The sequence below is a fragment of the Pseudomonas sp. No.21 genome, assembly GCF_054558415.1.
Genome location: NZ_BAAJNO010000010.1, coordinates 89,290 through 102,377, shown reverse-complemented (window position 1 = coordinate 102,377; position 13,088 = coordinate 89,290). Strand labels below are relative to the sequence as shown.

14 protein-coding genes are annotated in these 13,088 nt (G+C 64.6%); 9 read left to right on the top strand and 5 right to left on the bottom strand.

Annotated elements, in window-relative coordinates; genetic code table 11:
* Positions 1 to 42 precede the first annotated feature (42 nt).
* The 4 genes from ACYJSS_RS21260 to kynB all read right to left on the bottom strand — a co-directional run bounded on the left by ACYJSS_RS21260 (position 43) and on the right by kynB (position 4,813).
* Positions 43 to 1,503 (bottom strand): amino acid permease, encoded by a 1,461-nt coding sequence (locus ACYJSS_RS21260; RefSeq protein ID WP_111260388.1) that lies wholly within the window; start codon positions 1,501 to 1,503, stop codon positions 43 to 45.
* Between the two features lie 34 nt (positions 1,504 to 1,537).
* Complete coding sequence (locus ACYJSS_RS21255) at positions 1,538 to 2,845, bottom strand: OprD family porin (RefSeq protein ID WP_371921678.1); 1,308 nt, start codon at positions 2,843 to 2,845, stop codon at positions 1,538 to 1,540.
* Positions 2,846 to 2,912: 67 nt separating this feature from the next.
* A complete protein-coding gene (gene kynU / locus ACYJSS_RS21250; RefSeq protein ID WP_111260390.1) occupies positions 2,913 to 4,163 on the bottom strand; it encodes a kynureninase in 1,251 nt (416 codons plus the stop codon).
* Positions 4,164 to 4,171: 8 nt separating this feature from the next.
* Positions 4,172 to 4,813 (bottom strand): arylformamidase, encoded by a 642-nt coding sequence (gene kynB / locus ACYJSS_RS21245; protein ID WP_021222185.1) that lies wholly within the window; start codon positions 4,811 to 4,813, stop codon positions 4,172 to 4,174.
* A 130-nt stretch (positions 4,814 to 4,943) separates the two neighbouring features.
* Between kynB and ACYJSS_RS21240 the strand changes: the two genes are divergently transcribed.
* Entirely contained in the window at positions 4,944 to 5,420 is a 477-nt protein-coding gene (locus tag ACYJSS_RS21240) for an Lrp/AsnC family transcriptional regulator (protein ID WP_021222186.1), read from the top strand.
* Between the two features lie 7 nt (positions 5,421 to 5,427).
* Here the strand turns inward: ACYJSS_RS21240 and ACYJSS_RS21235 are convergent, their stop codons facing one another.
* On the bottom strand, positions 5,428 to 6,045 hold the full coding sequence (locus ACYJSS_RS21235; RefSeq protein WP_111260391.1) for an alpha/beta family hydrolase: 618 nt from the start codon (positions 6,043 to 6,045) through the stop codon (positions 5,428 to 5,430).
* Between the two features lie 111 nt (positions 6,046 to 6,156).
* On the opposite strand from ACYJSS_RS21235, the gene ccoN (ACYJSS_RS21230) reads away from it, so the two are divergent.
* The 8 genes from ccoN (ACYJSS_RS21230) (at position 6,157) to ccoP (ACYJSS_RS21195) (ending at position 12,991) form a co-directional block, all read left to right on the top strand.
* A complete protein-coding gene (ccoN, locus tag ACYJSS_RS21230) occupies positions 6,157 to 7,581 on the top strand; it encodes a cytochrome-c oxidase, cbb3-type subunit I (protein WP_111260392.1) in 1,425 nt (474 codons plus the stop codon).
* 11 nt (positions 7,582 to 7,592) lie between these two features.
* Positions 7,593 to 8,204 (top strand): cytochrome-c oxidase, cbb3-type subunit II, encoded by a 612-nt coding sequence (gene ccoO / locus ACYJSS_RS21225; RefSeq protein ID WP_021222189.1) that lies wholly within the window; start codon positions 7,593 to 7,595, stop codon positions 8,202 to 8,204.
* A gap of 6 nt (positions 8,205 to 8,210) precedes the next feature.
* Complete coding sequence (locus tag ACYJSS_RS21220) at positions 8,211 to 8,396, top strand: cbb3-type cytochrome oxidase subunit 3 (RefSeq protein WP_111260393.1); 186 nt, start codon at positions 8,211 to 8,213, stop codon at positions 8,394 to 8,396.
* A complete protein-coding gene (gene ccoP / locus ACYJSS_RS21215) occupies positions 8,393 to 9,331 on the top strand; it encodes a cytochrome-c oxidase, cbb3-type subunit III (RefSeq protein ID WP_111260394.1) in 939 nt (312 codons plus the stop codon). The genes ACYJSS_RS21220 and ccoP (ACYJSS_RS21215) overlap by 4 nt, the downstream gene beginning before the upstream one ends.
* 441 nt (positions 9,332 to 9,772) lie before the next feature.
* Positions 9,773 to 11,212, top strand: a complete 1,440-nt coding sequence (ccoN, locus tag ACYJSS_RS21210; RefSeq protein ID WP_111260395.1) for a cytochrome-c oxidase, cbb3-type subunit I — start codon at positions 9,773 to 9,775, stop codon at positions 11,210 to 11,212.
* 2 nt (positions 11,213 to 11,214) lie between these two features.
* Positions 11,215 to 11,826, top strand: a complete 612-nt coding sequence (gene ccoO / locus ACYJSS_RS21205; protein ID WP_111260396.1) for a cytochrome-c oxidase, cbb3-type subunit II — start codon at positions 11,215 to 11,217, stop codon at positions 11,824 to 11,826.
* A 5-nt stretch (positions 11,827 to 11,831) separates the two neighbouring features.
* On the top strand, positions 11,832 to 12,020 hold the full coding sequence (locus ACYJSS_RS21200; protein ID WP_111260397.1) for a cbb3-type cytochrome oxidase subunit 3: 189 nt from the start codon (positions 11,832 to 11,834) through the stop codon (positions 12,018 to 12,020).
* Positions 12,017 to 12,991, top strand: a complete 975-nt coding sequence (gene ccoP / locus ACYJSS_RS21195; RefSeq protein ID WP_111260398.1) for a cytochrome-c oxidase, cbb3-type subunit III — start codon at positions 12,017 to 12,019, stop codon at positions 12,989 to 12,991. The genes ACYJSS_RS21200 and ccoP (ACYJSS_RS21195) overlap by 4 nt, the downstream gene beginning before the upstream one ends.
* Positions 12,992 to 13,088 lie beyond the last annotated feature (97 nt).

Below are 13,088 nucleotides of genomic sequence, written 5' to 3'. Positions count from 1 at the left end.
CAGTCTGCTTGCACCCTGCCGGGTGAGTGGCTCGCCGGCCTATCAGGAACGTCCCTGTTCTGGCGTCCTGGCTCCGACGCCACTCAGCTGGACAGGGAGGTCGCCCGCTTCCGCCCCGATTGCCGGTGCAGCCCTGCGCAGGACCAACAGGTAGGCGATGGAGAGCAGCGCGAGGAACGGCACACCGAATACCAGGGTCATGCGGAACGCCGGCACGAAGGCCGTGGTGACCAGGACCGCCAGCACCAGGCCCAGGCCCAGCAGCGTTCCATAGGGGAAGCCCCACATGCGAAAGGCCAACGGTGCATTGCCCAGGCGCTGGTGATAGCGGCGGAAGCGGTAGTGGGTGAGGAAAATCATCATCCAGGCGAAGAGCGCGCCGAAGATGGAGATGGCCATCATCAGCATGAAGGACTGCTCGGGGAATACCAGGTTGACCAGGGTCGCCAGGGCGATGCCGGTGCAGGAAAGCGCCAGGGCGTTCAGCGGCACTCCGGCCTCGCTCAGCCGGCCCATCGCCTTGGGGGCGTGGCCCGCGCGGGACAGGCTGAACATCATCCGCGTGGTGGTGTACAGCTGGCTGTTCATGGCCGAGAGCGCCGCCACCAGGATCACGAAGTTGATCAAGCCCGTGGCACCCGGAATCCCAACCTGCGCCATGACGCTGACGAAGGGGCTCTGCGCGCCCTGTCCGGACTGGTCCCAGGGCACCATGGCGAGGATCAGCGCGAGGGTGAGCAGGTAGAACACCACCAGCCGCACCATGGTCACCTTGAAGGCCTTCTTCACCGCCTGCTCGGGGTGTTCCGCCTCGCCGGCAGCCACGGCGATCATCTCGATGCTGAGGTAGCTGAAGATGGCGATGATCACCGCGATCCATACGCCCGAAATGCCGTTGGGCATGAAGCCGCCGTGCTCGACGTAGTGGTGGAAGCCGTACTCCGGGTTCTGCCCACCGAACACCAGCCAGGCCCCCAGCAGGATGAAGGCGAGGATGGCGCTGATCTTGATGGCCGAGAACCAGTACTCGAAGTGGCCGAACGCCTTGACGCTGATGGCGTTGGTGAAGATCAGCACCGAGGAGAACAGCAGGATCCACACCCACCCGGCCACGTCGGGGAACCAGTGCTTCATGTACATCGCGATGGCGGTGACCTCCGTTCCCACCGCCAGGACAATGGACGCCCAGTAGGCGTAGCGCACCAGGAACCCCGCCAGCGGGCTGATGTAGAACTCGGCGTAGGCACCGAAGGAGCCGGAGGTGGGATGGGCCACGGTCATCTCCGCCAGGCACCCCATCAACAGCAGCGCGATCAAGGCGCCGAGGGCATAGCTGACGAGCACCCCGGGGCCGGCGAAGCCGATGGCGAAGCTGCTCCCCATGAACAGCCCGGTGCCGATGGCACCCCCGATGGCGATCATGCTCATCTGCGCCGAAGTGAGCTGGCGCTTGAGGCCCTGCTCGCGGGCCGCGATGGCGGCGAATCCAGTCTTGGTGGTCATTTCGTGCCTCGTCCTTATTGTCGTTATGCAGGCGTCAGAGAAGTTGCAGCGGGTATTCGATGATCACCCGCAGTTCGTTGTTGTCTGCGGTATCGGCACGGGCCACCTGCCCGGTTGAGCGGATGCTGGCCTGGCGCAGGCGCACGGACAGGTCCTTGGCCGAGCCGGACTGCACGACGTAGCGCAACTCGATGTCCCGCTCCCAGCGCTTGCCGGCCTCGCCGTAACGCTGGTAGGAGCCCGGCCCCTTGTGATGGCTGTCGTCGATGTGGTCACCGCGGATGTAGCGGGTCATGAAGCCCAGGCCGGGTACGCCGAACAGCGCCAGGTCGAGGTCGTAGCGCAGTTGCCAGGAGCGCTCGTTGGGGGCGTTGAAGTCGAGCACCTGCACCGAGTTGGCGAGGTAGATCGATGTGCCGGGCTGGCGATCGAAGCCCAGGTAGTCGAATGGCTCGTCGCCGCTTACCCGCTGATGCGCCAGGGTCAGGGCATGGGCGCCCTGGCTGTAGCGTGCGGAAGCGGACCAGGCGGTGGTGTCGATCCCGCCCGCCAGTCGCCGCCCCTGGTCACGGGTGCGATAGAGGTTGAAGTCGAAGGTCAGGGCAAGCGCTTCATCCAGCCCCACGCGGTGGTTGGCTCCCAGGTAGTGCTGGCGCCAGACGTCTTCGAACCTTGAGGTGTAGGCGGACAGCCCGGTGCCTTCCGCCGGGGTCCAGTCGAAGCCGGCGTAGTCGACCCGACGCGTTTCCACCTGGGCGAACAGGGCCTTGAGTGCGCCGTCGCCATTGGTGGAGTTGCCGTCGTTGCCGGCGGTGAAGTGACCGGCCTCCAGCAACAGGTCGTCGCGTTCGCGACTGGCCAGCGAGAAGCCGATGGCCATCGGCGCGAACAGCCGTGCGTTGCCGGTGCCGAACACCGGGTTCATCGGTGCCTGGCTGCCGTATTTCAGCTCGCTGCGCGAGATACGCAGCTTCAGCGCCGCGCCGACCTCGCTGTGGTCGTCTTCAGGCCGCCCGGCAGAGTCCAGGGGCAGCAGGTCGGTGCCGGTGCGGGCACGGTTGCTGTCGAGCTTGAGCCCGAGGCTGGCGTACGCATCGACACCGAGGCCCACCGTTCCCCGGGTATAGCCGGAGCTGTAGTCCAGTTGCATGCCATGGGCCCACTCCTCCCGGTAGTTCTGCCCACCGGGGTTGTTGAGCATGTTGCGGTGGAAGTAGAAGTTGCGCTGGGTCAGGACCAGCCGGCTGTCCTCCAGGAAGCCTTCGGCCGGCTCCCCGGACATCGCCTGGGGGCTGAGGGACGCACAGAGCAAGGCACACGCCATTGGGAAACGGGATTTCATCATCATCGACCTCTTCTTGTGGTTATGGGCTCGAGGCTGGGCGCCCTCCCCGGGCGCCCGGTTGGGTTCAGGTCACCTGCTTGCGGGTCATGAAGCGCTCTGCGCGCCAGGCATCGCTGTCGAGCACGTCAACGAGCGCCTCGGCGGCATCCCAGACATCGGTGAAGCCGGTGTAGAGCGGGGTGAAGCCGAAGCGCATGATCCGCGGCTCGCGGTAGTCGCCGATGACGCCACGGTCGATGAGCGCCTGGATCACGGCGTAGCCCTCGGGGTGCTCGAAGCTCACGTGGCTGCCGCGGCGGGCGTGTTCCATCGGCGTCACCAGGGTCAGCGGGTGCTCGCCACAACGGGCGCGGACGCGTTCGATGAAGAGGTCGGTCAGTGCCAGGGACTTCTCCCGCAGGGCCTGCATGTCGGTCTTCTCGAAGGCCTCCAGGCCGCACTCCACCATGGCGAGGGAGGTGATCGGCTGGGTGCCGCAGAGGTAGCGGCCGATCCCCGGGGCCGGCTCGTAGCGGGCCTCCATGCCGAACTGGCGGACATGGCCCCACCAGCCCGTGAGCGGCTGCCAGACCAGCTCGCGCAGGTGCGGGGCGACCCAGACGAAGGCCGGCGAGCCTGGACCGCCGTTGAGGTACTTGTAGGTGCAACCGATGGCGTAGTCGGCGCCGGAACCCTTGAGGTCGACCGGCACCGCGCCGGCCGAATGGCAGAGGTCCCAGATGGTCAGCGCACCGCACTCGTGTGCCAGCGCCGTGAGCGCGGCCATGTCGTGGAGGTGGCCGGTCTTGTAGTTCACCTGGGTGATCAGCGCGACGGCGGTGTCGGTGCCGATGGCCGCGGGCATCTCCTCCGGTGCATCCACCAGGCGCAGGCTGTAGCCCTGCTGGAGCATGTCGGCGAGGCCTTCGACCATGTAGATGTCGGTGGGGAAGTTACTGCGTTCGGTGACGATCACCTTGCGCGACGGGTCGCGCTCGGCCTGCACACGAAGCGCTGCCACCAGCACCTTGAAGAGGTTGATGGATGTGGTGTCGGTGATGACCACCTCGTCCTCGCCCGCGCCGATCAGGCGAGCCAGCCGGTTGCCCAGGCGCTCCGGCAACGCGCGCCAGCCGGCGCTGTTCCAGCTGCCGATCAGCCCTTCGCCCCACTCCTTCTCCACCACTTCGCGGGCCCTCTGCAGCGCGGGCCTCGGCCGGGCGCCGAGGGAGTTGCCGTCGAGGTAGATCACGCCTTCGGGCAGGACGAATTCCTCGCGCAAGGGGCCGAGGGGGTCGCGGGCATCGAGGGCCAGGCAGTCTTCTCTTGTAGTCATGTCGATTCCTAGGCAGGCAGGCGACGCAGCACGGCGCGAACCGGGCTGGCATCGAGATGGGTGAATTTGAGCGGGAGGGCGATCAGTTCGTAGTCGCCCGGAGCGACGTCATCGAGCAGCAGGCCTTCGAGGATCGCCATGCGCCAACGGCGAACGGCCTGGTGCGCATCGAGCGTCTTGCTGTCCTGGGGGTCCAGCGACGGCGTGTCGATACCCACCAGGCGCACACCGTGGCGGGCCAGCAGTTCGACGGCCAGCGGATCGATGGCCGCGAAGGCCTCGGGCCAGCTGTCGAGAGGCGCTTGCCGCCAGGTGCGGATCAGGACCCGGGGCGGCAGCTGGTGAAGATGCGGTTCCAGTTGCGCAGGCCGTACCAGGCCGCCGGCATCCAGGCAGTGGATGACCCGGCAAGGGCCGAGGTAGGGCGCCAGGTCGACGTCCCCGATCGCCGCACCGGACGCGTCGTAGTGCAGCGGTGCATCGGCATGGGCGCCCGTGTGGGGCGACAGGGTGATGCGCCCCACGTTGACCGGGCAGTGCTCGTCGATGTGCCAGCAGCGTTCCTCCTGGAAGGGCGTATCGCCCGGCCAGGTTGGCGTGCTGGCGTCCAGCGGTGGACTGATGTCCCAGAGGGACTGGCCGTCTTGCATGATCGGACTCCCGTGAAAGGAGGATGATCATGGGTCAGGGGCCGAAGAATGTTCGTGCTATCTTCGTCCCGAAAGCGGCACTTATTCGAAGATAATTTCGCCAGACAACAGTTCACTGAAAGAATATTCAATGACCCTGGATACTACCGATCTGCGCCTCCTCCTCTGCCTCCAGCAGAACGGACGCATCAGCAACCAGGAACTGGCGGAGAAGGTCGCGCTCTCGCCCTCCGCCTGCTTGCGTCGGCTACGCAACCTGGAAGACGGTGGGGTGATCCGCGGCTATCGACCGCTGCTGGATGCCGAGCGCCTGGGAATCGAGCTGGATGCCCTGGTGCACCTTTCCATGCGCCAGGACGAGGATGGCTGGCACGAGCGCTTCATGGAGCAGGTACAGAGCTGGCCCGAGGTGGTGAGCGCCTTCATCGTCACCGGCCACAGCAACTATGTGCTGCGGGTCCAGGCGCGCAACCTGAAACAGTTCTCCGACTTCATCGTCAACCGCCTGAACCGCGCCCGGGGCGTCACCGACATCCGCTCCGAGATCATCCTGCAGCAGATCAAGGATGGCGGCGGCGTGCTCGACCTACTCGTCGCGCGAAAGTAGCGCGCACTCAACTCGCCAGGAAGGCCGCCACGGCATCCGCGGCGCCGTCCATGTGCTGCTCGTGGGTCAGGCCCGACGCCTTGAGGGGCTTGAGGTCATGGTCGCCTGCGACCAGCCAGTGCAGATGGATCGACGGGGATAACGCGTAGCCGGTGACGGCAGGGCGGTCGCCAAGGGCATCGCGCTCGCCCTGGACGACCAGGGTCGGGGTCTTCAGCTCGGCCAGGTGGGCGACCCGGGGCTTCTCCGGTTTACCGGCCGCATAGAAGGGATACCCCAGGCAGACCAGCGCATCCGCGCCCAGCTCATCGGCCACCAGGCTGGCCATGCGACCGCCCATGGACTTGCCACCGATGGCCAATCGCCCCGTGACGTGCTGTCGCACCTCGGCATGCACCGCCCGCCAGTGATCGAGCAATTGCCCCTGCGGATTGGGCGGGCGTCTGCGCCCGTCGTCACGCCGCGCCGCCATGTAGGGAAACTCGAAACGCACCACCGCTACGCCCCGCGTGGCGAGCTTCTGCGCCATTTCCTCCATGAAGGCGCTGTCCATCGGCGCCCCGGCACCGTGGGCCAGTATCAGGGTGTTCTTCACAAGGCCTGAAGGCCTGCTCCACAGCAGCATCGGGAAATCTCCGGTGGGCGGCGTCTGTTGATCCAAATCAATAGCGCCAGTAAGGGCTTTCACCATGCTTCGCACGCAATTCCAAGAAACCGTGTACGGAAGCCCACAAACATGAACACAGCAGTCAGTACCGCCTACAACTACAAGGTGGTCCGCCAGTTCGCCATTATGACGGTGGTCTGGGGAATCGTCGGGATGGGGCTCGGCGTTCTCATAGCTGCCCAGCTAGCCTGGCCGGAGCTCAACTTCAACCTGCCCTGGACCAGCTTTGGCCGCTTGCGACCCTTGCACACCAACGCGGTGATCTTCGCGTTCGGTGGTTGCGCATTGTTCGCCACCTCCTACTACGCCGTCCAACGCACCTGCCAGACCCGCCTGGTCTCGGACAAGCTCGCCGCCTTCACCTTCTGGGGTTGGCAGCTGGTGATCGTCCTGGCCGCCGTGAGCCTGCCGCTGGGCTTCACCAGCTCCAAGGAATACGCCGAGCTGGAATGGCCGATCGACATTCTCATCACCATCGTCTGGGTCTGCTACGCCGCCGTGTTCTTCGGCACGGTGATGAAGCGCAAGACCAAGCACATCTACGTGGGCAACTGGTTCTTCGGTGGCTTCATCCTCACCGTGGCCATCCTCCATGTAATCAACAACCTGGAGATCCCGGTCACCCTGACCAAGTCCTACTCGCTCTACTCGGGCGCGACCGACGCGATGGTCCAGTGGTGGTACGGCCACAACGCCGTGGGCTTCTTCCTGACCGCCGGCTTCCTCGGGATGATGTATTACTTCGTGCCGAAGCAGGCCGGTCGCCCGGTCTACTCCTACCGCCTGTCCATCGTCCACTTCTGGGCGCTGATCGCGGTCTACATCTGGGCCGGCCCGCACCACCTGCACTACACCGCGCTGCCGGACTGGGCTCAGTCCCTGGGCATGGTGATGTCGCTGATCCTGCTGGCGCCGAGCTGGGGCGGCATGATCAACGGCATGATGACCCTCTCGGGCGCCTGGCATAAGCTGCGCGACGATCCGATCCTGCGCTTCCTGGTGGTCTCCCTCGCCTTCTACGGCATGTCCACCTTCGAAGGCCCGATGATGGCCATCAAGACCGTCAACGCCCTCTCCCACTACACCGACTGGACCATCGGCCACGTGCACGCCGGCGCCCTAGGCTGGGTCGCCATGGTGTCCATCGGCTCGCTGTACCACCTGATCCCGAAGGTGTTCGGCCGCGAGCAGATGCACAGCGTCGGCCTGATCAACGCCCACTTCTGGCTGGCCACCATCGGCACCGTGCTCTACATCGCCTCGATGTGGGTCAACGGCATCGCCCAGGGCCTGATGTGGCGCGCGGTGAACGAGGACGGCACCCTGACCTACTCCTTCGTCGAGGCACTGGAAGCCAGCCACCCCGGCTTCGTGGTGCGCATGATCGGCGGCGCGATCTTCCTCAGCGGCATGCTCCTCATGGCCTACAACACCTGGCGCACCGTGAAGGCTGCCAAGCCGGCCGAATACGACGCCATCGCCCAGATCGCCTGAGGAATCGATAGATGAAAAAGCATGAAGTCATCGAGAAGAACGTCGGCCTGATGGCGTTGTTCATGATCCTGGCCGTCAGCATCGGCGGTCTGGTACAGATCGTCCCGCTGTTCTTCCAGGACGTGACCAACACCCCGGTCGAAGGCATGAAGCCCTACACCGCGCTGCAGCTGGAAGGACGCGACATCTACATCCGCGAAGGCTGCGTCGGCTGCCACTCGCAGATGATCCGCCCCTTCCGCGCCGAGACCGAGCGCTATGGCCACTACTCCGTCGCCGGCGAAAGCGTCTGGGACCATCCCTTCCTGTGGGGCTCCAAGCGCACCGGCCCGGACCTGGCCCGGGTTGGCGCCCGCTACTCGGACGACTGGCACCGCGCGCACCTCTACAACCCGCGCAACGTAGTACCGGAGTCGAAGATGCCGGCCTACCCGTGGCTGGTGGAGAACAAGCTCGACGGCAAGGACACCGCCGCCAAGCTCAGCGCCATGAAGACCCTGGGCGTGCCCTACACCGACGAGGACATCGCCGGTGCCTCCGAGGCGGTCAAGGACAAGACCGAGATGGACGCCCTGGTCGCCTACCTGCAGGTGCTCGGCACCAGCCTGAAGACCAAGAGGTAAGGCGCCATGGACGTTGGAATACTGCGCGGCCTCGGCACCTTGCTGGTGCTGGTCGCGATGATCGGGGTGTTCTGCTGGGCCTACAGCGGCCGCCGCAAGGCTGACTTCGAGCAAGCCTCGCTGCTGCCCTTCGGCGACGACGCCAAGCCCAGCCTGCAAGACCGGAATGTTTCTAGGAGCACACACGAATGACCACTTTCTGGAGCTGGTACATAACCCTGCTCACCCTCTTCACCCTGGTGGCGCTGCTCTGGCTGGTGTTCGCCACCCGCAAGGGCGAGGCCAAGGGCACGGTCGACAAGACCATGGGCCATGCCTTCGACGGCATCGAGGAGTACGACAACCCGCTGCCCAAATGGTGGTTCATGCTGTTCGTGGGCACCATCGTCTTCGCCATCGGCTACATGGTGCTCTACCCCGGCCTGGGCAACTGGACCGGCCTGTTCCCCGGCTATGAAGGCGGCTGGACCCAGGAGAAGCAGTGGCAGCGCGAGGTCGACAAGGCCAACGCCCAATACGGCCCGATCTTCGCCAAGTACTCCGCCATGCCGCTGGAAGCCGTGGCCCAGGATCCGCAAGCCCTGAAAATGGGCGGCCGCCTGTTCGCCACCTACTGCTCCATCTGCCACGGTTCGGACGCCAAGGGCGCGGTCGGTTTCCCCAACCTGGCCGACAGCAGCTGGCGCTGGGGCGGCGACGCCGAAACCATCAAGGTCACCATCCTGCACGGTCGCATGGCTGCCATGCCGGCCTGGGGTGAAGTACTGGGTGATGAAGGCGTGAAGAACGTCGCCGCCTACGTCCGCCAGGACCTGGCCGGCCTGAAGCTGCCGGACGATGTGAAAGCCGACGTGGAAGCCGGTAAGGCCCTGTTCGCCACCACCTGCACCGCCTGCCACGGCCAGGAAGGCCACGGCACCGCAGCCATGGGCGCCCCGGACCTGACCCAGCCGGCCGCCTGGATCTACGGCTCCAGCCTGGCCCAGCTGCAACAGACCATCCGCTACGGCCGCAACGGCCAGATGCCTGCCCAGGAGCAATACCTCGGCCAGGACAAGGTGCACATCCTCGCCGCCTACGTGTACAGCCTGTCCCGCAAGGACGGGGAGAAAGTAGCCAGCGAGTGATCCGAACCGGCGACGCAAGGAGGCGTCGCCACACCGCCCGGACCGAAAGGCACCGGACGGAGCCGCGCAAAGGCAGCCCGACGCGAGAAGGGCAACACGGGCACAGGGATGTGTCCACCCCTCAAGATCCCTCCCCACTCCCTCCTTATATATAGTGCGACCCAATGTCGCACCCGTCCCGACCAGTAGCCTTCCCCCCGAAAGCCCATCGACTAAGCTGCTCGATAATCCTCACCCGTCATGAGGGCAAGGCGATTCCCCCCTCCCGCCCCGGCTCGAAGTGCTGTCTCGGCCACCGGACGAACCGGCTGGAATCCTTGTCCAGAGGGCCCTGAAAGGGTGTTTGTGTCGGCATGTGTCGTTGCAATGACTACCCTCTTTCTCCATACTTGCGCCGCTTTTTTGTCCCCGAAAAACTCCATTAACCGTGGAACCCCTAGCATGAGCACAGCAATCAGTCAGACTGCTTATAACTATAAGGTGGTCCGCCAGTTCGCCGTTATGACGGTGATCTGGGGGGTCATTGGGATGGGTCTAGGCGTGTTCATCGCCGCACAACTCGTGTGGCCGGAACTCAACCTGAACCTTCCGTGGACCAGCTTCGGCCGTCTGCGCCCCCTGCATACCAACGCGGTGATCTTCGCCTTCGGTGGTTGCGCCCTGTTCGCCACGTCCTACTACGTGGTGCAACGTACCTGCCAGGCTCGCCTGATTTCCGATGGGCTGGCAGCCTTCACGTTCTGGGGCTGGCAAGCCGTGATCGTGCTGGCAGTGATCACACTGCCTCTGGGTTACACCTCCTCCAAGGAATACGCCGAACTCGAGTGGCCGATCGACATCCTCCTGGCTGTCGTCTGGATCACCTACGCGGTCGTGTTCTTCGGCACCATCGTCAAGCGCAAGACCAAGCACATCTATGTGGGCAACTGGTTCTTCGGCGCCTTCATCCTGGTGACCGCACTGCTGCACATCGTCAACAGCATGGAAATCCCGGTCTACGCCTTCAAGTCGTACTCCGTGTACTCCGGCGCGACCGACGCGATGATCCAGTGGTGGTACGGCCACAACGCCGTGGGCTTCTTCCTGACCACCGGCTTCCTCGGGATGATGTACTACTTCGTGCCGAAACAGGCCGAGCGTCCGATCTACTCGTATCGCCTGTCCATCGTGCACTTCTGGGCGCTGATCACCCTGTACATCTGGGCCGGCCCGCACCACCTGCACTACACCGCTCTGCCGGATTGGGCCCAGTCCCTGGGCATGGCGATGTCCCTGATCCTGCTGGCTCCGAGCTGGGGCGGCATGATCAACGGCATGATGAGCCTGTCGGGGGCCTGGCATAAGTTGCGCAGCGACCCGATCCTGCGCTTCCTGGTGGTCTCCCTGGCCTTCTACGGCATGTCCACCTTCGAAGGCCCGATGATGGCCATCAAGACCGTCAACGCCCTTTCCCACTACACCGACTGGACCATCGGCCACGTACACGCCGGCGCTCTGGGCTGGGTCGCGATGATTTCCATCGGTTCCCTGTACCACCTGATCCCGAAAGTGTTCGGTCGCGAGCAGATGCACAGCGTCGGCCTGATCAACGCCCACTTCTGGCTGGCCACCGTCGGCACCGTGCTCTACATCGCCTCGATGTGGGTCAACGGCATCACCCAGGGCCTGATGTGGCGCGCGGTGAACGAAGACGGCACCCTGACCTACTCCTTCGTCGAAGCACTGGAAGCCAGCCACCCCGGCTTCATGGTCCGCGCACTCGGCGGCGCCTTCTTCGTCACCGGCATGCTGCTGATGGCCTATAACACCTGGCGCACCGTGCGTGCCGCCAAGCCGTCCGAATACGAAGCCGCCGCGCAGATCCCGCAAGGAGCTCACTAATAATGAAGTCGCATGAATTAGTTGAGAAGAACGTAGGTCTGCTGGCGCTGTTCATGGTCATCGCCGTGAGCATCGGTGGCCTGGTGCAGATCGTTCCGCTGTTCTTCCAGGACGTGACCAACACGCCGGTCGAAGGCATGAAGCCGCGCTCCGCGCTGGAGCTGGAAGGCCGTGACATCTACATCCGCGAAGGCTGCGTCGGCTGCCACTCGCAGATGGTCCGCCCCTTCCGCGCCGAAACCGAGCGCTACGGCCACTACTCCGTCGCCGGCGAAAGCGTCTGGGACCACCCCTTCCTGTGGGGCTCCAAGCGTACCGGCCCGGACCTGGCCCGCGTAGGCGGCCGCTACTCCGACGACTGGCACCGCGCGCACCTCTACAACCCGCGCAACGTGGTACCGGAATCGAAGATGCCGGCCTACCCCTGGCTGGTGGAGAACAAGCTCGATGGCAAGCACACCGCGGCCAAGATGGAAGCTCTCCGTACCGTAGGCGTGCCCTACACCGACGATGACATCGCCGGCGCCAAAGACGCAGTCAAGGGCAAGACCGAGATGGACGCACTGGTGGCGTTCCTTCAAGGCCTGGGCACCTCGATCAAGAACAAACGGTAAGCACGATGGATATCCAGACTGTCCGCGGACTGGGAACCATCCTGGTGTTCGTCGCCTTCATCGGCGTCGTGCTCTGGGCGTACAGCAGCAAGCGCAAGGGCAGCTTCGACGAAGCTGCCAACCTGCCCTTCGCCGACGACAAGCCAGCGAACACCAAGAGCGATGAAGAAGCTTCGAGGAGTAAGAGCGAATGACCACGTTCTGGAGTTGGTACGTAACCCTGCTCACCAGCGCCACACTGGTGGCGCTGACCGTGCTGATCTTTGCCACCCGCAAAGGCCAGCGCCAGGAAAGCACCGAAGAAACCGTCGGCCACGCCTTCGACGGTATCGAGGAATATGACAACCCGCTGCCCAAGTGGTGGTTCATGCTGTTCGTCGGCACCCTGATCTTCGCCGTCGGCTACCTGGTCCTGTACCCGGGCATGGGCAACTGGAAAGGCATCTTCCCCGGTTACGGCGAAGTCACCGAAGGCAAGGCCTTCGCTGACGGCCAGCCCGGCTGGACCGGTGTCCACCAGTGGGAAAAGGAAATGGACAAGGCCGACAAGCAATACGGCCCGCTGTTCCAGAAGTACGCCGCCATGCCGATCGAGGAAGTGGCCAAGGACGAGAAAGCCCTGAAAATGGGTGGTCGCCTGTTCGCTTCCAACTGCTCGGTCTGCCACGGCTCCGACGCCAAGGGCTCCTACGGCTTCCCCAACCTCACCGACGCCGACTGGCGCTGGGGTGGCGAGGCCGAGACCATCAAGACCACCATCCTCGGCGGCCGTCACGGCGTGATGCCGGCCTGGGGCGAAGTCATCGGCGAGCAAGGCGTACGTGACGTCGCCGCGTTCGTCCGCGTGACCCTGGATGGTCGTGACCTGCCGAAGGACTCCAATGCGAATCCGGAAGCCGGCAAGGCGATCTTCGCTGCCAACTGCGTGGCGTGCCACGGTCCGGAAGGCAAGGGCACCCCGGCGATGGGCGCTCCGAACCTGACCCACCCGGGCGCGTTCATCTACGGCAGCACCTTCGCCCAGCTGCAGCAGACCATCCGTTACGGTCGCCAGGGCTCCATGCCGGCTCAGGAAGAACACCTGGGCAACGACAAGGTCCACCTGCTCGCCGCTTACGTCTACAGTCTGTCGCACAAGAACGCCGCAGAAACCGAAAGCAAGTGACACAAAGCCTGCCATGCGCGACGCACTGTCGCACATGGCAGGCCGCCATCGGGCGTACCATATGCGGCAGGCAACAAGATCCCGTTCGGCAAGCATC